The 23,888-nt window shown below is 58.8% G+C and carries 18 protein-coding genes and 1 pseudogene; 12 read left to right on the top strand and 7 right to left on the bottom strand.

What is annotated here, in order from left to right; genetic code table 11:
- The first annotated feature begins 536 nt into the window (after nt 1-536).
- Both HQ912_RS11915 and HQ912_RS11920 read left to right on the top strand, forming a co-directional pair.
- On the top strand, nt 537-2,228 hold the full coding sequence (locus tag HQ912_RS11915; protein WP_047229718.1) for a molecular chaperone HscC: 1,692 nt from the start codon (nt 537-539) through the stop codon (nt 2,226-2,228).
- A gap of 6 nt (nt 2,229-2,234) precedes the next feature.
- A complete protein-coding gene (locus tag HQ912_RS11920; protein ID WP_107322699.1) occupies nt 2,235-3,620 on the top strand; it encodes a J domain-containing protein in 1,386 nt (461 codons plus the stop codon).
- A gap of 256 nt (nt 3,621-3,876) precedes the next feature.
- On the opposite strand, the gene HQ912_RS11925 is transcribed toward HQ912_RS11920, so the two are convergent.
- The 6 genes and pseudogenes from HQ912_RS11925 to HQ912_RS11950 form a co-directional block, all read right to left on the bottom strand.
- On the bottom strand, nt 3,877-4,929 hold the full coding sequence (locus HQ912_RS11925; protein WP_047229716.1) for an alpha/beta hydrolase family protein: 1,053 nt from the start codon (nt 4,927-4,929) through the stop codon (nt 3,877-3,879).
- Nucleotides 4,930-5,144: 215 nt separating this feature from the next.
- A pseudogene (locus HQ912_RS11930) lies at nt 5,145-5,432 on the bottom strand (transposase); the annotation flags it as partial.
- A 257-nt stretch (nt 5,433-5,689) separates the two neighbouring features.
- A complete protein-coding gene (locus HQ912_RS11935; RefSeq protein WP_173406806.1) occupies nt 5,690-8,080 on the bottom strand; it encodes a TonB-dependent siderophore receptor in 2,391 nt (796 codons plus the stop codon).
- A gap of 118 nt (nt 8,081-8,198) precedes the next feature.
- Nucleotides 8,199-9,179: a FecR domain-containing protein gene (locus tag HQ912_RS11940; protein ID WP_107322701.1), complete on the bottom strand. Its 981-nt coding sequence runs from the start codon at nt 9,177-9,179 to the stop codon at nt 8,199-8,201.
- Nucleotides 9,166-9,681 carry a sigma-70 family RNA polymerase sigma factor gene (locus HQ912_RS11945; RefSeq protein ID WP_047229725.1) on the bottom strand — a complete coding sequence of 172 codons (516 nt, stop codon included), beginning with the start codon at nt 9,679-9,681 and terminating at the stop codon, nt 9,166-9,168. The genes HQ912_RS11940 and HQ912_RS11945 overlap by 14 nt, the downstream gene beginning before the upstream one ends.
- A gap of 231 nt (nt 9,682-9,912) precedes the next feature.
- Complete coding sequence (locus tag HQ912_RS11950; RefSeq protein WP_076384078.1) at nt 9,913-10,881, bottom strand: AraC family transcriptional regulator; 969 nt, start codon at nt 10,879-10,881, stop codon at nt 9,913-9,915.
- A 101-nt stretch (nt 10,882-10,982) separates the two neighbouring features.
- Between HQ912_RS11950 and HQ912_RS11955 the strand changes: the two genes are divergently transcribed.
- From HQ912_RS11955 to HQ912_RS12000, 10 genes are all read left to right on the top strand, one after another.
- A complete protein-coding gene (locus tag HQ912_RS11955; protein WP_139049698.1) occupies nt 10,983-12,233 on the top strand; it encodes an MFS transporter in 1,251 nt (416 codons plus the stop codon).
- A 47-nt stretch (nt 12,234-12,280) separates the two neighbouring features.
- Nucleotides 12,281-12,475 carry a hypothetical protein gene (locus HQ912_RS11960; protein WP_173406316.1) on the top strand — a complete coding sequence of 65 codons (195 nt, stop codon included), beginning with the start codon at nt 12,281-12,283 and terminating at the stop codon, nt 12,473-12,475.
- An 806-nt stretch (nt 12,476-13,281) separates the two neighbouring features.
- On the top strand, nt 13,282-16,638 hold the full coding sequence (locus tag HQ912_RS11965; protein WP_173406807.1) for a type III effector HrpK domain-containing protein: 3,357 nt from the start codon (nt 13,282-13,284) through the stop codon (nt 16,636-16,638).
- Between the two features lie 592 nt (nt 16,639-17,230).
- Nucleotides 17,231-17,392 (top strand): hypothetical protein, encoded by a 162-nt coding sequence (locus tag HQ912_RS11970; RefSeq protein ID WP_163006721.1) that lies wholly within the window; start codon nt 17,231-17,233, stop codon nt 17,390-17,392.
- A 126-nt stretch (nt 17,393-17,518) separates the two neighbouring features.
- Complete coding sequence (locus tag HQ912_RS11975) at nt 17,519-18,463, top strand: FHA domain-containing protein (RefSeq protein ID WP_047229708.1); 945 nt, start codon at nt 17,519-17,521, stop codon at nt 18,461-18,463.
- Entirely contained in the window at nt 18,460-18,822 is a 363-nt protein-coding gene (locus tag HQ912_RS11980) for a hypothetical protein (protein ID WP_047229707.1), read from the top strand. The genes HQ912_RS11975 and HQ912_RS11980 overlap by 4 nt, the downstream gene beginning before the upstream one ends.
- Nucleotides 18,819-19,154: a tetratricopeptide repeat protein gene (locus HQ912_RS11985; RefSeq protein WP_047229706.1), complete on the top strand. Its 336-nt coding sequence runs from the start codon at nt 18,819-18,821 to the stop codon at nt 19,152-19,154. Before HQ912_RS11980 ends, HQ912_RS11985 begins: the two co-directional genes overlap by 4 nt.
- Complete coding sequence (sctV, locus tag HQ912_RS11990; protein ID WP_107323290.1) at nt 19,151-21,289, top strand: type III secretion system export apparatus subunit SctV; 2,139 nt, start codon at nt 19,151-19,153, stop codon at nt 21,287-21,289. Before HQ912_RS11985 ends, sctV begins: the two co-directional genes overlap by 4 nt.
- Complete coding sequence (locus HQ912_RS11995) at nt 21,289-22,623, top strand: type II and III secretion system protein family protein (RefSeq protein ID WP_076384082.1); 1,335 nt, start codon at nt 21,289-21,291, stop codon at nt 22,621-22,623. The genes sctV and HQ912_RS11995 overlap by 1 nt, the downstream gene beginning before the upstream one ends.
- 13 nt (nt 22,624-22,636) lie before the next feature.
- Entirely contained in the window at nt 22,637-23,062 is a 426-nt protein-coding gene (locus HQ912_RS12000; RefSeq protein WP_076384083.1) for a hypothetical protein, read from the top strand.
- 11 nt (nt 23,063-23,073) lie between these two features.
- Here the strand turns inward: HQ912_RS12000 and HQ912_RS12005 are convergent, their stop codons facing one another.
- Complete coding sequence (locus tag HQ912_RS12005; protein ID WP_047229702.1) at nt 23,074-23,853, bottom strand: tetratricopeptide repeat protein; 780 nt, start codon at nt 23,851-23,853, stop codon at nt 23,074-23,076.
- Nucleotides 23,854-23,888 lie beyond the last annotated feature (35 nt).

Here is a 23,888-nt window from a genome sequence, read left to right on the forward strand (position 1 = left end):
ATCGTGCAATCGCTCAGCCAACGGGTGTCGATAATCCAAGACGTTGAGGTCATGATCGTTTTTACACACTCTGGGCCGAAAGCAGCCAATTGTGAGTTGACCTGTGAGCAGGGGGAAGGAGTAGCAGCCAGCAGGCGATTTTTGGGTGAGGGCTCGTCTTGAATTGGTCCTTTGCAATTGATACTTAGCGCGGGGCTTTTGACTGTTCCTAGGGCCGGTTTACATGCCGGCGTGAGTGGATGAGGTGATTACTGCGCAGGGTTTGTATAAGGTCGTCGCGATTTTGGGTCCAACACGAGAGAGCATGTTGGCGATTGCTCGCAACGCGGTGAGGATTAGTGTCTGGTATCGCTGGCGTGCTTGATTGATGTTGGCTATGTTCTCCGATCCCGCAAATGGTATTGCGGACGGGTTAAAGCCACCTTTAGCTCTGCCGATAACTCCGACCGTGAATCCGTAACCGCGTCCAGTGTAATGTCTGGGCCTACGACCAAGTTCCGCTGCTGGGCGGTCGCCTCATTTAAGGAAAAGTGACTGTGATCATAGGTATCGACCTGGGCACTACCAACAGCTTAGTGGCTGCTTGGGATGGCGAAAGCGCCAGGCTACTCCCTAATGCCTTGGGCAATCTTCTCACACCCAGCGTGGTTGGCCTCGACGACCACGGCCAACTGATCGTCGGGGAAATTGCCCGCGAACGGCTGCATACCCACCCGCACCTCACTACGTCTCTATTCAAGCGTTATATGGGCAGCGCCCGTGAAACGTTACTGAGCGGGCGCGCTTACCGTGCGGAAGAACTCTCGGCGATGTTGCTACGCAGCCTCAAGGCCGATGCCGAGCGTGCATTAGGCGAACCTGTTCACGAAGCGGTGATCAGCGTACCTGCGTATTTCAGCGACGCTCAGCGCAAGGCCACTCGTATTGCTGGTGAGTTGGCCGGACTGAAGATCGAAAAGCTAATCAACGAACCTACTGCAGCAGCCTTGGCCTATGGCCTTCAAGAGCGAAACGAAACGACCTTCCTGGTGTTCGATCTCGGTGGTGGCACCTTCGATGTGTCCATCTTGGAGCTGTTCGAGGGCGTCATGGAAGTGCGCGCCAGCGCGGGGGACAACTTTCTTGGGGGGGAAGATTTCGATGACCGGCTCGTGGAGCATTTCATCGCCAGAATCGGTGTCGCTGATCTTCCCGACACAACCCACCCCGCCATAGCACAGCGGTTGCGGCGCGAGGCTCAGCGGGTTCGTCATGCATTGGGGCAAGCGCAAGTCGCCCACTTTATCCTTCGCGAGCAAACGCGGGAGTGGAGTCTGGAACTGACCCAGAGTGACCTGGCGGACATTGTCCAGCCTTTGTTGGAGCGCCTGCGCACGCCGATCGAACGTGCGCTGCGCGATGCCCGGATCAAGGTCGCGGATCTGGACGAAATATTGTTGGTGGGCGGCACCACGCGCATGCCCTTGGTACGTAAGTTGGTCGCGACTCTGTTCGGGCGAATTCCGGCAATGCAGCTAAACCCGGACGAGGTTGTTGCGCAGGGAGCGGCCATCCAGGCGGCGCTACAGGCGCGCCATGCTTCCCTCGAGGAAGTGGTTCTTACCGATGTATGCCCCTATACCCTGGGGATCGAGACCGTAGTACAGCTAGGCACCGATTACCAAAGCGGTCACTACCTGCCAATCATCGAGCGCAACACTGTGGTGCCCGTGAGCCGCTCCCGTGACGTGTCGACCGTCAGCGATAACCAGAAGGTGGTCAGGCTGGGTATCTTCCAGGGCGAAAGCCGGTTGGTGGCCAACAACATTTTCCTCGGTGAACTGGAAATTCCCGTACCACCACGCAAGGCCGGCGAGGTTACGCTGGACGTACGCTTCACCTACGACAATAACGGTTTGCTCGAAGCCCAGGTGCATTTGCCCATCAATGGCGAAACCCGCCGGCTGGTTATCGAGAACAATCCTGGCGTACTGGCTCCCGAGGAAATCGCGCAACGGCTGGCCGCCCTCGAAGCGCTGAAAGTGCACCCGCGCGACCAGCAGATCAATACCCTGCTGTTGGCTCGATTGGACCGCCTTTATCAAGAAAGCCTTGGCGATGGCCGGCAGTACATCGCCGGGCTGGCGAACCATTTTCAGCAAGTGCTCGATACCCAGGATGAACACCGGATCCGTAAAGCCCGTGGCGATGTTATCCAGCGCCTTGCTCATTTCGAGCAAGAGGGGTAAGCCGCCATGAGTCATTGGCAAGTGCTGGGCCTCACCCCGGACGCGGACGAGCGCAGCATCAAACGCGCCTATGCACGGCTGCTCAGAATCCACCGCCCAGACGAAAACCCCAATGAGTTCCAGCGCCTTCGTGAAGCCTATGAAGCCTCGTTGGCCGAGGCGCGCTGGCGTGCGCAGGCCGGAAGGAAAGTCGTTTACGCCCCGTCAGCCGTAAGCGCGTCAACTCCCGAGCGCTACCAGCCGGCGGAAGATCCCACGCTGGTCATCCACAGAGAGCGCGTCGATATTCCAACTACCGCCAGCCCACCGGAACCGTCCCTGGGACAGATGCAGCAGTGGTTGACTGAGGGCAAAGATCGTCAAGTAATGGACGCGCTACGCCTCTGGCTGGCCAGCGACTGGCTATTGCCGTTCGAGCGCCGGCAGCAGTTCGAGCAGAACATATTGGATTGGCTCGAATCCGCAGAGGGATGGTCGCCAGCCTTCTTCGATGGGGTGTGCCAAGTGATGGGCTGGGACGAAACCCAGGGCAACCTACCCTGCGAGTACTGGCGCTGGGATCGCCTGATCCGGCAGTGCGAGGCACAAGCCTTGTCAGAGACCGTACTCAGTGATCTGGCCAAGTTCGACGACGATAAAATCCACGGGCAGGCAGCCGCTATGCTGTTCAAGCCCATGACTGACGGCCGTCGTCGTGAAATGGCCGACGGCTTTAGCGCCCTGGACTGGCAACGTTTTGCAGAGCTCGGCCAAGCCATCGAATATCAATATCCTGAAGTGCCCCAGCGTCTTGGGTTGCAACCACTCGACAACTGGCGGGATTGGTTACCGCCCACTAGCTATCGAGGGGTCTATCTATTCCTGTGGTTGGCGCTGTCTGCAATTCTTGTCGCTTCGGGGATTATCGGGCCGAAAAAGAACGATGTGCTGGGCGTGGTGGTTTTAATGCCGCTGATGATGTTGTTCGTGAATTGGATCGGCATGAAGGCATACCACGTTTGGGCTATGGTAGCTGTGGTAGCGGGCCGCCTGGATGTGCTGATCAGTCGATGGTTACTCCCGCGCCGCTGGTACCGGCGAGGCGCTGGGCTCCTATTGCTGCGCCACGTACTCCCCAGCGCAGTGCCCGCAGCCCTGGCATGCTTATGGTCCAGTGATGTCCTGTGGCTGCGGTGGGCAAGCCCAGTGGTGGTGTTCCTCGGTACGATCTACTTCACGAATGGCGCACTGAGCGGCGGCAGGGCTTCAATGTGGACTCGAGCATTACGAGCGCTAAAACTGAGGATCGGACGGTTGCCTTGGCACCTGTTGAAACGCGAGGGCCTTCTAGCTGTGATTGCAGTGGCGGTGATGGCTGCCACAGTCTATTTCCGTATGAAAGCTGTTGTTTAGGACGGCACGCGCAGTGGCTGACTGCTTGTTTTCGATTGCTACCCGCCAAGCGCAGCTCTGATCAATCACAGTCGACCGTATGAGTAAGTAATTTGCGACGAAGTGCCGTGTAGAGGCGGGCGACCCGCACGCTGAGGGTCTGCTTTTGGCCGAGGCTGTGTAGAAACGTTTTGATCGTAATAGGTGGCTGGATTCGACACAAAAATTGGCTCCTACGCAAATTTCAGGTCTGCTGAGTTGCCGAGTGCCAGCAATCCTAGAGCTCCACTTTGTTGTTCGCGGACTGCGTCAGAAACTCGGTGATCAGTGACGTAACCTGCTGTTGAATTACCTCGCGCGGGCGAGCATTGTCGCCATCCCCGCAAATGATCCCATCGCCAGGAATGTCCTCTTCGAGCAATGCCACTGCACCTGGTTTGCAAATCGGCAAGAAGCTGAAATGGCTGGCGTCACTGATCTCGACATAGCGGCTGGACGCTTGGGGCAGGCGTGTGGCCAGGTTGGCGGACTCCAACTGAGCAGGCAGTTCCACCGATGGTGCGCCGGCAGCGATAACCAGCACCGGCACCGGCAGTGCCGCAAGGCTCTCATCAGTCATCCCGCGCGAGAGTCCCAGGTCCAAAGAAACTACAGCGGTGACCCGTTGATCGCGCAAATCGCCGGCCAGACCAGCCTTTAATACCGGAGTACCCTCAGGGTTGATCTTTTGATAAATGGTACAACTGGATAACTGCGGATGGAGTTTGCAGTCACGGGCAAATAGGGCAGGGTCGAAACGAGCGCCGGCGATCTCCATTGCAGTCCAGCCGCCTAGTGAATGGCCTATTACAGCAATTTGATGCTTTGTGGTCACGCCAAATTTTTCAGGTTGAGTGGTGACCGCCTCAATGGCCCGATGCAGGTCAATGGGCCGCTGCCATAACTGCGCGGCCGCTTGCGGGCTTCGATCATGGGTCGTGGTGCCGGGGTGGTTGACCGCTGCGACAATGTAACCCTTATGGGCCAATGCACTCGCCAACCAGTTCTGATTGTTCCAATTGCCTCTGAATCCATGGGAGAGCACCACCAATGGGTGCTCGCCAGCAGAGGGCGGCGCGTTGCGAACCGCAGAAGCACCGACAAACACCACATTGTCGCCGATCAACTGTGGGGTGGTGGTCGTTGTGCTGGGATACCAGACGACCATCTCCAGCGGACGCTCATTGCGTGGGTCCGGTAGGGTGTAGGATTGGAAGCCGACAGAGTTGACGTCAGCGAGAGCGCTGGTCGTCAGACACGTTAAAAGCAGGGCGCCTAGAGCTGTTTTCAATGGGTTGTCGTCCTTGATTTAGACAGGGGTTCAGAACCTGGAACCCACCGATAGCGTGCTTCACATCTCGCAAATTATAGAAATCCTGCGCCGTGAGCAGTTGAGTCTGCACCGACATTAAAGCCGATACTCCGCCTAACATGCATAGTTTTCGTTATCTGCATTGACCGGTCAGCAGGCGAGCTTTTGGGGCAAGTTCGAAGGGCCGCTATTGGTAGCCACATCAGCTCGACGTTGCGTTGGGCTTCTGGTTCAAGACACCGACTCGATGGAATGCGGTTCAGATAACCGTAGATGTGGATCTTCAGCAGGATTGCGGGATGGTAAGCCGGCCGGCCAGTATCAGGCGGTATGGCGCCCTCGAAACCCAGTTTGATCGGGTCGAGTTCGTCGACAAAGACATCGACTACGCGCACCGGATTGGCATCGCTGACGTAATCGTCGAGGCTCTCCGGAAGGAAGGTACCTTGGCCTCGATGTTCACCTTGGATAAAGCGCTTCATGAGCGGTCCCTGCGATGAAATCCTCAGAAGTCATAGCAAGGGTTTGCGAAAGCGTTTTTACCCACTCTGGGCCGAAAGCAGATGCTCGAAAACAGGTTGATGTTATCTCGCGCTACTGGCGCTTAGTTAACAGCTGGCGCGTAACGATGAAAGTCGAACGCCCTTGTTTTTCATCTCGCACAATGATGGCCAAGTTGACGGTGCCCGCCGTATAGCGGGCACCGCTTCCTACATGGGGAAAAGGCTTAAACGCCTGCTTACCAGCTGTAACTCACTTTGGCGGTAATCTCGCGACCCGGGTTGTAGAAGTTCGCTGTGCCGGAACCGACCACGTGCTGCTCATCCAGCAGGTTGCTGACGTTCACCGCAAGGTCGGTGCCCTTGGCGATCTCGTAGTTGAAGGCGGCGTCGAACAGCGTGGTGCCATCGCTTTTGCCGGAGTTGGCTGCATCGAAGTAGTAAGAGCCGACATAGCGCGCACCCAAGCCAACGCTGACATCAGTGCCAGGCACGTCGTAATAACTCCAGAGCGAAGCGGAATGCTTGGGTGCCGTGGTGAACTCATTACCCTTCAGGGAGCTGCCGTCGTACAACGAACCGCGCAGTACCTCGGACTCCATATAGGAGTAGCCACCAATCAGGCTGAGGTTCCGCGTCACCTGCGCCTTGGCCTCCAGGTCGAGGCCACGCGCCCGCGATTCGCCCACCGTCTGTTGCTCAATGATGCCGCTCGGCAGCACCACGGCGATGGTGACGTTTTCCTGGGTCAAGTCATAAACGGCTGCGGAGAACAGTGCGTCCATTCCCATCGGCGCATACTTCACGCCCACTTCGTACTGCCTGCCCGTCTGCGGTGTTACGCCAACCTGAGGCGGCGAGACGGATTCCACCATGCTCACATAGGTGGACACCTCATCGTTGACGATATAGGTCAACGCACCTCGGTAGGAGGTTTCGGAGAAGTTGTCTTTCTCAGTGGATTGCAAGCCTTTGCTGGTAAGGTCCATCGAGTCGTTGCGCATACCCCCGGTGACGATGAAACGCTCGTAGAACGATAGGTTCTGCTGGAGGAACACGGCCTTGGTGGTCGCGTCTCGCTTGTTGACGGCATACGGTGTGATTGAGCGTGGAACGCCAGTAAACACGGGATTTGCAATGTCAATCGGGGTCGTCAGGGCGTAGACCGAGCTTTCCTTGGTGGTCGAATCGAGGTACTCCACGCCCACCAGGCTGCTGCTGTCGATGTTCTCGAAGCGGGCATCGTATTGCAGCATCAGATTGCCGTTGAACTGGTCGGCCTCACTGTCCGTTCCAAACAGATACCGGTCAACGCTAGTACCGACACGTGCGGCGCTGTCGCTGATGTAAACGTAGCCAAAATCATCGGTCAATTTGCTGTAACGCAGATTGCTGCGCAGTACGAAGCCGTTGTCGAAGTCATGGGTGACGTTACCGCTGAGGCTGGTGCGCTCGACATCGTGAAAGTTGTAGCTGGGCTCACCATAAAACTTGCTGCGGTCGTATTCCTTGTCCAGCGGATAGCCGCCACTGTTGGGCGAACTTTCAGTTTTCAGATAGTCCAGAGTCACGGTGGCTGACGTGTAATCCGTGGGCGCCCAGGTGAGGCCACCCATCACCAACCGGTTGTCGTCCTGTGAGTGATCGTACTCGCGGTCGCTGTTTTGGCCTTTGGCAGTAAAGCGGCCAGCCAAGGTTTTCTCGTCGTTCAGCGCATCCCCCACATCGATGCCTGTCTCTACATGGTCAAACGAACCGTAGGTCACATAGCCTTGGCCAAACTGCTCGAAGCGCGGCTGTTTGGTCACGAAATTCACCGAACCGCCCGGGTCCGCTGGGCCAAACAGCGTGGAGTTGGCGCCACGCAGAATCTCTATGCGTTCATAGGCGAATGGATCTTCGCGTACGCCGCGCATCGAACTCAGGGTCAAGCCGTCACGGTAGGTAGTAGCCTGGAAGCCCCGGATCTGGAAATAGTCGTTGCGGTCATCCGTACCATAGAAGTCACTGACCACGCCCGGCGTGTATTGCAGCGCCTCTTCCGTGGTACTGACGCTGCGTTGCTCCATTTCCTTGTTGGTAACAACCGACACCGAGGCCGGTGTATTGAGAATGCTGGTTGCCACCTTGCCGCCAACCCAGAGCTCCTTGGCGACCACCGAGTTGGCGTCGTCGTCGGCACTGACCCTGACCTTGGCATTGATGATGAGGGGGGCAAGGCGGTAGTCCTCGACGTCTGTTGCGTCGAGCTCCAGCGGGCCGGCGGGCTTTGGTTGAGGGAACAGTAGATAGGCATTCGGACCTTGCTGTTCGATTTGCAATTCGCTCCCCTGCAGCAACGATGACAGCGCTGCCGACGTATCGAGCGTGCCATTCACGCCAGCAGTGGTGCGGTTCACTACACTCGATGCGTCGAAGGAAAGACTGATGCCAGCCTCGCGCGCAAAGCGGTCAAGCGCCGGCGCCAGTGGGCCGGCAGCGATGTTCCACTGTTTCACCTGATTGCTGTGGTCAGCGCTCGACGTTTGCGCCAGCGATGGCAATGCGTAGCTGCTTACGATCAAACCCAAAATCGCACCGTGCAAGGCACGATTTAATGGATGGCGCTGTGAAACAGGGGACGAACTCATTTTCTCGCTCCAAGAAAGGACATCGGCAGACTGGCCTGTATTCCGGCCTTCCTTAGAGGTCGAACGAGAATGAGAAGCTACCTCATTATTTTTCAGGTAGCACAAAGTTCTGATGGGCTTAGGTGGCAGCGGTCACGGTCACCCAATAACGGGTCCGATAATCAATGTGCAAGTGCAGTGACTGCGCGATCAATGCCAGGACCTGATCGTTGTCGGCGAGCTGGAAGGTGCCGGAAACGCGACGATCAGCGACCCCTTCGGCGCAGCGCAGTACCCCGGGGCGATAACGCGACAACTCCGCGATGAAATCATTGAGGCGCATATTGCGCGCACTGATCACCCCGTCACCCCAGCTCCATAGATCAAGGCCGTTGTCCCTGAACATTCGGGCGCCACTTGATGTGAACAGCAGGTGATTTCCTGCCTGGACGCTGCGGCTCGCAGGAGTTTGATCGGAGCCGGGGAAAACCGTGACTGATCCTTCCTGAGCCGCGACCAGAGTGCCATCGTCCAGCTCGCGTGCCAGAAAGCGGGAACTCTGAGCGCGGATGAGCCCGTCACGTGATTGCACCCAGAACGGTCGTGCTCGAGGCGAGTGTTGATCCGCGCCGACATTCACGATGATTTCCCCACGTCGCAGGATTATCAGGCGTCGCTGGGCGTCGAAATCGCTGTCGACGGCGCTATCGCTGTTGAGCTGGATAAGGCTGCCATCATCGAGTTGGAAGCGTCGTTGCTCGCCGGTACTGCTGCGCTGCTGCGCAAGCATGGCGGGTACGGGTGTATAGTCCCGGCCGAGCCAGGCTGCAGCGCTAACAGTCGCCAATATGCCCAGTAGCTTCAGGCTTTCCCGCCGCCGCATTCCATGATTGGTGCCATTCAGGGTTTGTCGGGCCAATTGAGTTGGCACGCCTGCGAATTCATCCCCAAGCGTTTCCACACGCTGCCACGCCACCACATGCTCCGGGTGCTGCTGCAGCCAGTGCTCAAAAGTGCGCTGTGTCTGTTCATCGGCTTGATTGAAGCGAAGGCGCACCAGCCATTGGATTGCCTGCTCAACAATGGCCGGATTGAGCGCCTGCGGCTCACGCCTCGACATAACGCAAGCGATAGCAGTGTTGCAGGGCCGTGGCCAGGTCGCGTTCCACCGTCGCGCGGGAAACACCCAGCTTTTCGGCTATTTGCGCGCAGGTTAGACCGTCGAGTCGGGCAAATAAAAATGCCTGGCGAACTCTTGGTTTAAGCATACCGAGCATGCGGTCTATGCGCTCAAGCGCATCAAGAATCATCAGCCGGCTTTCTTCCGAGGGAACCTCATGTTGAGGCAGCAACGTGATGCTTTCCAAGTACGCACGTTCGAGTTCGCGACGACGATACTGATCAATCATCAGTCCGCGGGCGATACTGCTCAAATAGGCGCGTGGTTCGCGCAAGGGGCTGGACTGACGGGATTTGAGCAGGCGTACGAAGGTGTCCTGCGCCAAATCTGCAGCGTTGTCGCGACATCCAATGCGTCGGATTAGCCAGCCGTGTAACCACGAGTGGTGGGTTCGATAGAGCAGCCCTAGATCTGCAGTACCTAGTGTTTCATCGCTACGCATCGGAATCCCGGCAAATACATGATTGATAATTAATCGCATTCTACTCACGCGATAGGCCTTAGGCAAATACGTGGTGCTCTGTGTCCGCTTTTGGGTGAAGGCGATCATTCTGTAGAGGCTGCGAGTGAAAGAATGCATCCAGCGTTTGGAAGATTTGAACGCTAGTCACCGGCACTGTTGAATTTCAAAGTGCTTTTATTCCGCCGGCTCCTCCACGACTCCCGCTCGGCTTCAGGAAACAGCGGACCGCCTCGATTGACGACTTAACCCAGGCGTCTTGCCCGTAATGCGCTTGAATGCGCGACTGAACGCGGCCTGAGAGGTATAGCCCAAGCGCTGCGCCACCTCTTCAATCGGCAGCCTTTCGAGCGTCAACCACTGGCTCGCAAGCCGCATCCGCAACTCAGTCACGTAGCGCAGTGGGGCCATGCCAATAGTCGCCTGGAAACGGTCTGCGAAGACCGAGCGAGAGGTATTGCATTGCTCCGCCAACTGCGCAACGGTCCAGTCGCGTCCCGGTTGTTGATGGAGCGCGAGAAGCGCGCTTGCCAAGCGTGGGTCGCGTAATGCAGCGACCAGGCCAGAGGCATTACCGCAGGCGCACTCCACCCAACCGCGAACGACCATGGCGGCCACCACATCGGCCAAACGCGCGAGGATACCGGCGAAGCCGACACGGGCGGCGCTGACCTCGCGTTCCATGGTGGTCAGGATAGGCACGAGACCGGGGTAACGCTGGCCGCCGGCATCAATCAGCATCAGGCCCGGCATCAGCCTGCCAAGGCCATGAATACTGCCCAGTTCAAACTCCATGCAGCCACTGAACAAAATGGTGGTCGGCGTGGCGCTGGCATCGGTTCCGGTATCCACCGCGCTGACCGTATCACCGAGGGGGGCGCCGTCTAAACGGTCGATGTCCTGAACAGGCACGTCCGTATGGGAAAGCAGTTGATGGGCTGCGCCATGGGAGATGAATACGGCGTTGCCGGCAGACAGCGCGTACGTTGTCCCGTCCTCCATCCGCAGCACCGCATTGCCGATCGCCAGGAAGTGAAACCAGGCATGCCCAGGTTTGTCGGCGAAGCTCAGGCCAAAGGCTGGACCGGCTTGGATACGCCGGTACTCGACGCCACGCAGGCGCATGCCGCGCAACAGTTCGTTGATGAGATCCGAGGAGAGGGCAAACTGATCGGTAGGCATTGTTCGGTGTTTTAGTCAAAAAAACGAGGTTTTCGATCATAGATCATCCAGCTTCTCGCGCCTAGACTGCGGGTCGCAATGAAGATTGGGAGATCCGTGCAATGAATGACTGTGTTTGTAATGCCATATCCAACAACCGTCCCGGCGCCGCGCTGGATATGGAACCTGCGGCCCCTGCGTGGATGGCAGTCTTCTCGTTGGCAATGGGCGTGTTTGGATTGCTCACCGCTGAGTACCTGCCGGCCAGCCTGCTGACGCCGATGGCTACCGATCTGGGGGTGTCCGAAGCGCTGGCTGGCCAGGCGGTAACGGTGACAGCGGTGGTGGCACTGTTCGCTGGCTTGTTGGTGCCAGGCCTGACCCGCGGTATCGACCGCCGCTGGGTGCTGCTGGGTTTTTCCACGCTGATGATCGCATCCAATCTTTTGGTCGCCGTTTCCTCCAGTTTTGCGGTGCTATTGGTAATGCGTATCTTGCTGGGCATTGCCCTTGGCGGGTTCTGGAGCATGGCGGCAGCGGTGGCGATGCGCTTGGTACCGGGGGCTTTGTTGCCCCGAGCGCTCTCGATCATTTTCAGCGGCATTGCCGTCGGGACGGTGGTTGCGGTCCCGCTGGGCAGCTACTTAGGCGGCCTATATGGCTGGCGCAGCGCGTTCTTTGCAGCGGCGGCGGTAGGTCTGGTGACCCTGGCTTTCCAGTCGTTCACGCTGCCGCGCCTTGCGCCGCGCACGCCGGCACGCCTGCGCACCGTACTTGAGGTGTTGCAGCGCCCGGGCATCGCCATGGGGATGTTCGGTTGTGTGCTGGTGCACAGCGGTCACTTCGCGATGTTCACCTATGTTCGGCCATTCCTTGAGGGTACCACCGGCATCGGTCCGCAAGGGCTGTCGCTGATGCTGCTGGGTTTCGGTGTGGCAAACTTCGGCGGCACGCTGTTGGCCGGGTGGCTGCTTGAGCGTCACCCGCTGGCCACTCTGGTGTTGATGCCCGCGCTGGTGGGCGTTGCAGCACTGGCGTTGGTGCTGTTGCCGGCCTCGGTGCCGGGGCAGGCGGTGCTGCTGGCGATCTGGGGCCTGGCTTTTGGCGGTGTGCCGGTGGCGTGGTCGAACTGGGTCGCCAGCGCAATACCTGATCAGGCGGAAAGCGCCGGGGGCATGGTGGTGGCTTCTGTGCAGTCGGCCATCGCAACGGGCGCAGCCGCTGGCGGTGCGATGTTCAGCCTCGGTGGCAGCGCAGGCGTATTCGTAGCGGCGGCCGTGCTGATGCTGCTGGCCGCGTTGCTGATTGCGTTGCGTGTCCGGGTCCCTTCTGCCCATGGCAGTGCCCAGGCCGGGCAAGCGCTGCACCTTTGATCCGGCTCCCCAGCCGCCCCGATTCCATCCGTAACCCGGAGATAGACATGAACAATACGACGTCTCACCAAGGACGCCTGAAATCCTTGCGCGCGGCAGGTATAGGCAATGCGCTCGAGTGGTTCGACTGGACGCTGTACGCAACCGCCACGTGCGAATGGGTACATGGGCTTATGCAGGCAGACATTTACACCGTGATGATCACAAAAAACGTGCTCGATCGTCTCTTGCGCAATACGTAGAAGGTTCGCCGATGTCCATGATAGGCGGCTGATGCTTTGGAATAACGTCAAGCTGCGATGCTCTAGGATTTCTCCGTGCATCACCAAGCATGCTTGGCACTTGGTTAGGCGGCGTAGTACGGCGTGAACGCGTCCAGCAGCGAAGTGAAGTCGGCTCAAATCACTGAGCTGACCACCGTTGCCAAGACCGAGTTGGATTCGTCTAAGCAGCGTCCGCAGAACTGATTAAATGCTATCGGTCAGCCTGGCCCCTGCTGGCTGATCCCCTGCCTACCGTCCGCCTCCCTTTCGAGCGCATCCTGCCCTGACCAACAGCCCTGCAAAGGATGGGGGCGCACGCTCTATTGGAACACCATCAATGGCGGTTTATGTCAGTGCTAAGTCAAGGTTATACGTAACGAAGTCTGGTCTTCAGGCAAGTATTACATTGCAAGATACACGCAGAATATTGGCGGCATTGCATCTGGATGAGTGCGAGGGCAGGGGCTTATAAGTTCAATGCGAACGCTGAATAACTGATCTTAAGTAGGGGGGAGCCAATAATTATAAGATAGTGGTGTGCCGAGGCGGCATATTGATATCAATTTAAAAGTGCAGTGAAAGCGTCATGTAAACTTAATGTGAGCGTTTTTTCATGCTGTAACACTCTCCCGTGATACTCCTTTGATGATGCTGGCATATGCAGAGCTAATCATCCAGTTAATACCAAACTAATGGCACCTCTAAGCAGGCGTATTTTTGCTGGCTGATCTGCTGCAGTTGTTCAGCCTCTGCGCTTGTCCATACCCTAGAAAAAGGAGTCTTTCATGTCCGTTCAAGATGTCAGTATTGTAGGCATAACTTCTAAGCCGCAAGACTCTAAACTTGCCGAAGCCTGGGACCAGGCGATCAAGCAGGCCAAGGACGCGGGCATTGAATGGGAGCGGCCAAAAGGCGACGACCGCTCGGCCCAGGACATCATTAACGACACGCCGGTGCTCAAGAACCTGGGTAACCAGAGCGATGTGAAGGATAACCTCAAGGACCGTGTCGGCGATTTTGAGACTGACCCCGATGCGGCCTACCGTGCCAAGCAGGTGCTGGAGCACGTGGAAAAATATGATGAAGGTGGTGAACGGATCGCCAGCAAGGACATCGATAACAGCCGGGTCGACGGCTTCACAAAGGGCGGCGACGCCAAGCATGGCACTGAGGCGGGTCGCCTGCAGGACTTTGGCCGGCAAGGGTTCTCGCACCTCAAAGGCGAGCTCAAGGATCTGTCCAAGCCCGGCGATGATCCCAAGGTACGCGAACAAGCCGAGGCCTTGGGCATCAAGTGGGAGCGCCCTGAAGGCGATGATCGCTCCGCGCAGGTCATCATCGATGGCAATGCCTTGCTCAAGAACCTCGGCAATCAGAGCAGTGTCAGGGACATGCTCAAGGAGCAGGTCGGCGATTTCGAAAATGATCCGGACGCCGCTTATCGGGCGACCCAGGTGCTCGAGCACATCGAGACCCTCAATGGCGAAGGAGGCAAGATTGCTGGCAAGGACGTAGGCAACGGTCGTGTCGATGGTTTCACCAAGAGCGGTGAAGCGAAGCATGACACCGAAGCCGGTCGCCTGCAGGACTTCGGCAAGATGGGGTTTTCTGCCCTCAAGGGTGAAATTAAGGATTCGTCGTCGGCGGGCGACAACAAGGAAGCCCGCGAGCAGGCGGAAAAGGTTGGCATCGTCTGGAAGCGTCCGGAAGAGGATAAGCGCTCGGCCCAAGACATCATTGAAGACAACCCGCTGCTCAAGAACCTGGGCAACCAGAGTGGCGTCAAGGACATGCTCAAGGACCAGGTCGGCGATTACGAGAACGACGCCGACGCCGCCTACCGGGCTGCGCAGGTCTTGGATCGCATTACGATGTTCGATGACAAGGGCAATGCCCAGTCCGGTGGTGATGTGTTCAACAGCAGCGTGGACGGTTTCACCAAAAGTGGCGAAGCCAAGCACGGCACCGAGGCGGGGCGGCTGCAGGACTTCGGCAAGGGAGGCTTTTCGACTCTGCCGGAACTCAAGAAGACCGATGATATCGCCAGCTACAAGGATTACCTCAAGACCAACAAAGATGCCGATCCGGCGTCGCAGCAGATCGCCAAGTACGCAGCGATCCTCGATGAAAACTTTGAGGCGATCAAGGGCAAGACCGGTGCGGGCAAGTACCTGACTGCCGACGACATCAAGGAGTACAGGAACCAGAATTCACAGCTGAGCGAGGAGACCAAGCAGGCACTGGATTTCTGGTCTCAGCCAGGTGCGTTCAAGGTCATCGATAACGCCAAGAACCCACTGGACAAGAATCCTGATGGTGAACTGAGCAGGGGTGATGTCCAGGGTTGGCTCAAGAGTGCCAACGTGCCCAAGGATGCGACCTCCGTGACCGCACTGCTTTCTGGTATCGCTGGCAACAATGCCTTGGCCAGGGTCGATACCGCAGGCTTGAACAAGGACGTGTTCGATCACCCGGAGAAATACTCGGCAGAGGAAAAAGCCGCTGTTCTTCAGGATCTCAAGGCCGCCCAGCAGTTGATCATCCAGGGCAGCGCCGCCGGGATGTGGAGGGATGACAAGTCGCAGGTCACTATTGCCAATAAGGTGCGCAGCCATCCCGATGCCCAGAAGCTGCTGGACGATGTCAACAAGCACATTGGTATCTTGGAAAGTGACCCTGCGGTCAGTCAATACATGAGCGAGCACGGCTCCAGTGAGCTGACCAAGCTGGTGGACGATAACAAGGGGCTCAAGGAGTCCCTGCAAAAAACCTACGATGACGAAATCAAGTCCGGCAAGTCACTCGATACCCTGTGGGAGACCAAGTCCAAGGATGGCAAGACGACTCACACGGAAATTCTTGCCGAGTTCTTCGGTACGGCGCAGACCCTCCAGGGCGCGCTGGGCATCAATAATGCCGGTGAGATCCAGGCCGCCGTCAAAGGCTCCAAGGCGAATGCGGAGTTGGAAAGCTTTTACGAGAAGTCGCTGGCTTCAGGCGATCGCCTGAATGAGTTGCTCAAGGAGCATACCCCTGACGAAGCCATGAGTGCCTTCAGCCTTGAAGTCGCGCTTTACAACTCGGCGCTGGACCCCGAGTTCACCGGCAAGTTCGACACACAGCTCAACGATAACTTCACTAGGATCGCCAAGGACAATGCCTTCAAGGATGCGTCCTTCGACGACATGAAGGCGGCCTTCGGCGTCAATGGTGGAAGTGAGCTGGACGAGGAGAAGGTCAAGAAAATCATTGAGCAGATCAGCAAGGAAAACCCGCAGATGCTGGTCAATGCCGACGGCACCGTCGCCACGCCAGACCAGATCCTTGCTAACTTCAGGGGCGACTGGGACCTGCTTCGCCAAGGCACCAAGACTCTGGATGCGTTGGATGTATTCAGCAAAGACTCCTCGATCAAGGACGCTGCCAACAAAGGCGTCCTACACGGTGTGAGTGGGCTGTTCATGGCCGGCGTTACCATCGCCAAAGGCGCCAACAACGCCGGTAAGCTGACCGAGCGGCAGATCGTCGACATCGCCACCGGCTCAGTGCAGGCCGCCACGCTTCTGGCTGAAGGGGGCCTGAAAAACTATCAGGATTACCTCAAGGATGTGAAAGGCAAGCTGACAGGTGATCGGCTCGGCGATCTGGGCAAAAAGCTGGACGATCCGCTCAAAAGCGTGACTGCCAACCTCAAGGGTATGGAAAACGCGGCTAAGGGGATCGGTGGCATTGCCGCTATCACTGCCGGTGCCTACGGCATCTTCGATGGCGTCAAGGCGCTCAGGAAAGGCGATACGGTATCGGGTGGCATGAATATCACGGCCGGTTCGCTGGGGATCATGGCGGGCTTGGCTTCGGTGGCTGAGGTGGGCGCCAGCGCGATGAGCGTTTCGGCGATTGCCGCTTCGCGTATCTCGATGATAGCCGGTGGCCTGGGCTTCGCGGCGGCGGGTGTGGCCGCGCTGGCACTGCTCGTCCCGGGCTTGATCGAGGAAGGCAAGCAGGAGACCCGGGTGGGCAAATTCTCGGATGCCTTGAGCGATTACCTGACCCAGTACGAAATCGACGGTGTGCCGCAAGGCGATATCTGGGATATCCCTTACGAGGAGTGGCCGGGCGAAGATAGCACCATCGCTTCATGACGCCGGGCCAGTCGACCGCTGATGCGGCATGACGTGTGGAATAACCCCCGGGCGATTGCCTCAAGGCATCGCTCGGGGCAATCAGGGCACTGGCGAGTGTGCGCGTGTAAAAGACCGGTGCTGTCCGGGCAGTAAAACGTAACTGAATTTGTGTGAAGTTGATTGCAACTGGCCATCAATGCTGAGTTGCGTGGTGTTTACTCGGAAAAAGTTCCGTAGATATTTATTTTATTTTATCTCGAGCTTTGAATGTCGGTGTAAGCGCTGTTTATGCCGTCTGCGCAAAGCCTGTAAGTAGTTGTTCGCCAGAGGTGTCAGGTGGCGTACTGATTTGAGCGGTGGAGCGGTTTAGCCTAATTAATGCAGGGCTTGCGACAGTCTCTGCACGCCCTGATCTAACTTTCCTCTGCCAAGCAAAATATTCCCCAAGTGTGATGCAGTTCTTGTTTTTCATTCGGCCAATATAGTGAGGGGGGCTGAGATTAAAACACGTGTTAGACGTTGAACTGTAATGTTTGGCCCTTACTCTTCGCTTGGCAACATTAGTTGGCCGCTTGGCGGCTCAAATATTTCTTACGTTAGGAGAAACAACATGAGCACAACTCCCCCAGTAAGTTCCGGCAATGCTGACTCGGCTATCGCTAAGATGGAAGCCACCTTCAACATGGCGATCGAGAAATCGGCCAAGATCACCGAGCTGTCCACGGCCAAGAAAGCTGAGCTCGACGCTACCAAACAACGGCCTCAGAACTGATGCCGTCATGCAGGCAGCCCGAAGGCTGCCTGCATGCTTGTTGGTTGCGGTGCTAAATCTGGAAAACGACAGCTTCACCTGTGCCTCACGGGTGCCTCTCCGCATGCCTTATTCCGGTAATACACCATGACAGCCCTGACTTTTTTCGCCACGACTCCAGTCGTCGCGGCCACGGACAAGGCTCTGCCAGTGCTGAGTATCACCCACGGTTTACATCAGGGGGTTTGCCTGTCCCTGGAGAAGCCCGCCTACCTGCTTGGCAGCGCCGCCAGTGCTGATCTGCTGCTCAGCGACGCAGGCATTGTCGAGCGTCATGTGGCGCTACGTTTCACCGACGGCCAAGTGGCCGTTGAGGCAATGGGCGGCGATGTGTTCGTGCGTGGTCCCCATGCCCGGGAAATTCTGATTCCCACAGGCAAGGGGCATCGAGCGCACTTGCCCGTGGATATCCGCATCGGCAAGGCCCGCCTGACCCTCAGCCACGGCACCGCGAGCCTGGAGCCGATAGCGGCTGCGATCACATCGCCCCCCCAGCACAAGACACGGTGGTTCATCGCGTTGCTGCTGATGTTCCTGTGCGTGGGCGCTTTTGCTTTTCGGGACGAGTCGGTTTCGCCGTTGGCGTTGAGTACCGCCGACAAGGTCGCTCTACCGACCGTGCACCCTGAATCGACGAACACCGTCGCGCAGGCCAGGGCTTGGCTCGAGCAGCAGCTTGGCACGTTGGGCCTGCGCCACATCAAGGTCGGCGAAATCGATGGTCAGCTCAGTGCCCATGGTTTTTATGGCCCGACCCAGAAGAGCCAGTGGCTGGGTCTGCAGCAAGCCTTCGATAGCCGCTTTGGCCAGAAGGTAATGTTGCTTCCCGAGGTGGTGGCACGTAAAGAAATCGCCAAGCCTCGCGTGCGTTTTCAAGCGGTGTGGTTCGGCGATAACCCTTACGTGATCAACGACAACGGTGAACGCCTGTATCCGGGGGCCGCCCTGACCGATAACTGGATGCTCGAACGCATCGAGAACCATGAGGTGGTTCTCGCCCGCGGTGAAGAAAGGTTCACGTTAACCTTATGAGAATTGATCCTGGTGCTCCCTTACCGGCAACCGCCGAAAGAACCCCTGCGGTAGAAAGCCTTCAGCCGGCCAAGGCGCGCCAGGATGGACGCTTCGATGCGGTGCTGGGCAAGCGCGCGGTGTCGGCACGTCGTTCGCTGCGTGCCGACATTGAACAGTCGGGCATCGTTGAGGGCATGACCGCAGAGTTGTTCGGCAGTCGCCGCTCGATGGAGATTCTCGAATACGTCTTGGACAACGTGATCCCCACCCTCGATGCGGAGCCCGAGATCAAAGCGTTGGCCCATGAGCTCATCAGCGAAGAAATCGACCTGCGTCGTTTACTCGAAGAACAACGTGCCCAGGTGATCGAGTCATGAATCGCCAAGAGCAGGACTGCGTCGATCTGCTCAAGGGCATGGGTGAGCTCTATCGCCGTAGTGGCCAGTCGCAGCGTGCCTTGGTGCTGCTGTTGATCGCCGTCCAGATGACGCCCGCCGACACTGCGCTGCTGCGCAATCTGGTCATGGCCTTTACCGACAGCGGCCAGGCCGAGCGTGCCCTGTCGGCGCTGGATCGCCTGCTCGAACTGGAAGGCGAGTCCAGCGGCCTGTTGCTGTTGCGCAGTCGTGCGCTGTGGAGCGGTGGCCGCAAAGATGAGGCGCGTCAGTGCTTCAAACGTTATCTGACCGCCCGCAGAGCCGCGCAATAATGTTCCTCGACCGCCTCAACGCATTGGCCCGCATGGCCGCCCAGCGCAGTGACGTGATCGTTGTCGCCTTCATGCTGATGGCCATCGTGATGATGATCATTCCACTGCCCACCTGGTTGGTGGATACGCTAATCGGCCTGAACATCTCGCTGAGCATCCTGATCCTCATCGTCGCCTTTTACATCAAGCACTCGGTGGAGTTCTCGGCGTTGCCGCCGTTGATTTTGCTAAGCACCTTGTTTCGCCTGTCCCTGTCGATCACCACCACGCGCCTGATTCTGCTCGATGGCAACGCCGGTCACATAGTCAAGGCGTTCGGCGATTTCGTCATCGCCGGCCAGGTCGTGGTCGGTCTGGTGGTATTTCTGATCATCACCGTGGCCCAGTTTGTGGTTATCACCAAAGGTGCCGAGCGCGTGGCCGAGGTCGCGGCGCGCTTCACTCTGGATGCGATGCCAGGCAAGCAGATGAGCATCGACAACGACTTGCGCAACGGTGATATCGATCAGCATGAAGCCCGCCGCCGACGCTCGCGTCTGGAGCGGGAAAGCCAGATGTTCGGCGCAATGGATGGCGCTATGAAATTCGTCAAGGGCGATGCGATTGCCAGCCTCGTTATTCTGGCGGTCAACCTGCTGGGTGGCATGATGATCGGCATGGTCGAGCGCAATATGTCGTTTGCCGATGCGGCGCACACCTATTCGCTTCTGACCGTCGGTGACGGCCTGATCGCGCAGATCCCGGCGCTGTTGATCTCGGTCGCGGCCGGTATGGTGGTGACCCGGGTCAACAGTGGCACGACCGAAGGCAACCTGGGCAACGAGATCTTCCATCAGTTGGGATACAGCCCCCAGGCGTTGGGTTTGACCGCGTTTATCCTGCTGGGCGTGGCGTTGTTACCGGGCTTTCCGGCCATCGTGTTCATCGGGCTGTCGGCCTTGCTGGGCGTTGCCGCGTTCATGATCTACCGCCGCGACAAAGCGCCCCGGGAAGAGGTGGTCGAAGGCGCCAGCGAAGTCGCGGCACTCGAAGACGAACCGCTCGAACAATACGAAACCCTGGCTAAGCCACTGGACAGCCGCGTGCTGCTGAGCATTGGCCTGGCGCTGGCCCAGGCTGCGCCAGAACTGCCGTTGCGCCAGCGCATCGAAGCCTTGTGCCATGAGATTCGCGGCGACCTGGGGATCGACGTGCCGGTGCCGGACATCTACATCGACCGCAGCCTGCCCGCCAACGGCTTTTCGGTCGAACTCGAAGGCGTGCCCATCAGCGAGGGCGAGATACCGGTTGATTGCCTGATGCTCAAGGACGATCTGGTGCACGTTCAACTGTTGGAGATTCATGCGTTGGAGGCGCCGTCGCCGTTGCACAGTCGCCCGGCGCAATGGATTGAACGCACTCACCAGCCGCTGCTGGAGGAGGCCGGTATCGGTTTTCTCAGCGCCGCTGAAGTCCTGCGGGCCATCCTCGAGCGCAGTCTGCGCCGCAATGCCGCGACCTTTCTGGGCATTCAGGAAACCCGCAGGATGCTGGAGCGCATGGAAGCCAGCTATGACGAGTTGGTCAAGGAAGTCGCGCGCAGCGTGCCCTTGCAGCGTCTGGCTGAAACCCTGCGTTTGTTGGTCGCCGAGGGTGTATCGATTCGCAACCAGCGTGCCTTGCTCGAAGCCATGGTCGAGTGGGGCGCCCGCGAGCCGGATGCGGCGCGCCTGGCCGACCACTTGCGCGCCAGTCTGGCGCGGCAGATCAGCCATCAGTACGCCGACCGCAACCGGGTCATCACCGCCTTCGTGCTGACCCCCGCGGTGGAAGAACAATTGCGTGCTTACCTGCGCCGTGCCGATAACCCTCGCGAGTTGCTCAATGAGCATGCCAGCCGTTCATTGCTGATCCAGTTGCGTGCCGTTTGCAAGGACTTGGCCGAGGGGGATCGCACCGTCCTGTTGGTGCATCCCGAGTTACGTCGCAGCCTGCGTCGACTGGTGGTGCGGGGCGAGCTGGAGCTGGCGGTGCTGTCATTCCGTGAGCTGGCCGGCGAATACAACCTGCAGGCCATCGGTTCCATCAGCCTGACTGAAACGACCGGCCGCCGGACAGCCGACGGCGCTTCCCTTACTTCAATGGCGACTGCTTGATGATGTGTTTTGCGCTGTTTCGCGTCCCTGTCTATGTCGGCTTCTGGATCGCTGCCGCGTCATTTGTACTGCTGGCGCAACAGGCCAGCGCACAGTCCATCGCTCCGGGCAGCCGGGCCACGCTGGACCTGGCCCAGGGCGAAGGGCGGATCCTGCATTTCCAGGATCCGGTCGAGTCGGTGCTGGTCGCAGACCCTGGCATCGCCGATCTTCGGGTGGTTTCGCCTGGCGTGATCTACGTGTTCGGCAAGGCGCCCGGACAAACCAACCTGATTGCCTTGAGCGCCGAGGGTGAGGAACTGGCCAGCCTGAGCCTGGCGATCAACAGCGGCACCCAGGCCGTGACGCGGTCCATGAAAGACCTGCACCCCGCAAGCAATGTCCAGGTGAGCGGTGCCGGCAATCGCATGGTGGCCAAGGGAATGGTCCAGAGTGTCGGTGAAGCCACCGACCTCAACAGTCTGCTCAACACCGAAGGCCAGGGCTTGGGCTCGGCCCTCAACACGGCCTCCTACGTGGGCTCGGCCCAGGTGAACCTGCGGGTGCGCTTCGCCGAAGTCTCGCGCTCGGAGTTGCTGCGCTACGGCGTGAATTGGAATGCCCTTTTCAACAACGGTACCTTTTCCTTTGGCCTGTTGACGGGCGGTGCCCTGGCCTCCAGTGCGGCGTCTGGTGCCTCCAATGTGGTTAGCGCCGGGCTGACCTCGGGCAATGTCAACATCGATGCGATGCTTGAAGCATTGCAAAGTAACGGCATTCTGGAAATCCTCGCCGAACCCAACATCACCGCCATGACCGGCCAGACAGCCAGCTTCCTGGCCGGAGGCGAGGTCGCGGTGCCTGTTCCGGTCAACCGCGACACTGTCGGGATCGAATACAAACCCTATGGTGTTTCGCTGCTGTTCAACCCGACCCTGCTACCCAACGGGCGCATCGCCCTGCAAGTGCGCCCGGAAGTCAGCAGTCTGATGGGCTCCAGCACTGTGGACGTGAGCGGCTACCAGGTGCCCTCATTCCGCGTGCGGCGTGCCGATACCCGCGTCGAGGTTGGCAGCGGCCAGACCTTCGCCATTGCCGGGTTGTTTCAGCGCGAGAGCACCCAGGACATCGAGAAAGTGCCGATGCTGGGCGAGATGCCCATCCTGGGCAATCTGTTTCGCTCCAAGCGCTTCCAGCGCAACGAAACCGAGCTGGTGATTCTGATCACGCCGTATCTGGTGGAACCGGTTCGCACCCGCAACGTGGCCACGCCGCTCGATGCTCAGCCCGAGGGCGCGACCCATGCGTCTGGTGGGCCGCGCAGCAGTGACATGTTCGGTTTCTACATCAATTGAGCCAGGAGCGAGCATGAACCCTAAATCGTCCCATCTGTCTCTGGTCGCTGTGGCGTTCGGCGCGCTCGTGCTGTTGACCGCATGCAACACCCAGCTTGAACCGGTGAGTTATTCACCGAACTACCAGGCGTTCACCCACGCCGATGGGCGGATTGAGTGGGTGCCGGTGGCTTGCTTAGAGCCGCCGGTCGGAGACAACTTCTATACCGATGATGCGCGTTATGTGCGCCGGCTGCCGCCCGGTTGTGCGAATAACCGGACGCTGCTGCAGATGGTGGAGCAGCGCTCGGATGTGATCGAGGGCCGGGCAACCGGCCCAACGATGGCCGCGCCGGTGGGCCGGGCGGCCCAGGTTTACATCGAAGGTTATGACCGTGAGGAGCTGCGTCGCCGGCTGGCCGAACAGCAGGCCAAGGCCGACAAGCAGGAGGGCCAATGAAACCTTTTGGCTCAGCGACTGCCGACCAACCCCAGCTCCCGGGCCTGCATCGCAGGGTCCCGAATGGCCTTGATGCGTCGGGCCTCTGTCAGCAACCGGGCGTATTGCTTGGGCGTGATGTCTTCCAGGTTTTGAGTCTTGAGGTCCTCTTCGCGGCCGGCCAGCACCATGACCAGCAGGGCGTTGCGTTGGTGACTGGCTTGGGCGCGGGGCGAGTCGCGAACCTCCTTGATGGTTTGCAGCGCCTGTTGCGACTGGCCGCCCAAAGCGTAGGCCAGTGCCAGGTTGCATTGAGTGTCCAGGTTGGTGGGCGCCAGGACCAGACTTTGGCTGAATGCCACCTGGGCCGCTGCTGGCTCACCCCGCAGCATCTGCGCCACACCCTGGCGATTGAACGCTTCGGGGTGGTTGCCCGCGCTGGCCTGGGTCAGGGAAGTCACCGCTCGATCCAGTTTGCCCTGGTGCAGTTGGGCAGTGCCCACACCGAGCAATGCCGCGGCATTGTCGGACTGGCGTTCCAGCGCTTGCTGGTAGGCGCGCTCGGCGGCCCGCGCATCGCCGCTGGCCAGGCGCGCTTCGCCCAGTTTCAACCAAGCGTCGATCCGGGCGTCCGGTTCCTGGGTGGCTTTTTCGTACAACGCTGCGGCAGATCCCGCATCACCACGCTTTTGCAGGTCGCCGGCCAGTTGCATGTAGCGCTGGTAGCTGCCATCGGAGGCCGGTTGGTGGGCGCAGGAAGCAAGGGTGATGCTGGCAAACAACAACGATGTGCAGGCAAAACGATTTGGCATGAACAGAGCTCTTTCGGCGAATTTTGCAGTGGGCA

This window comes from Pseudomonas sp. MPDS, from assembly GCF_013283895.1.
Classification (GTDB): domain Bacteria; phylum Pseudomonadota; class Gammaproteobacteria; order Pseudomonadales; family Pseudomonadaceae; genus Aquipseudomonas; species Aquipseudomonas rhizophila.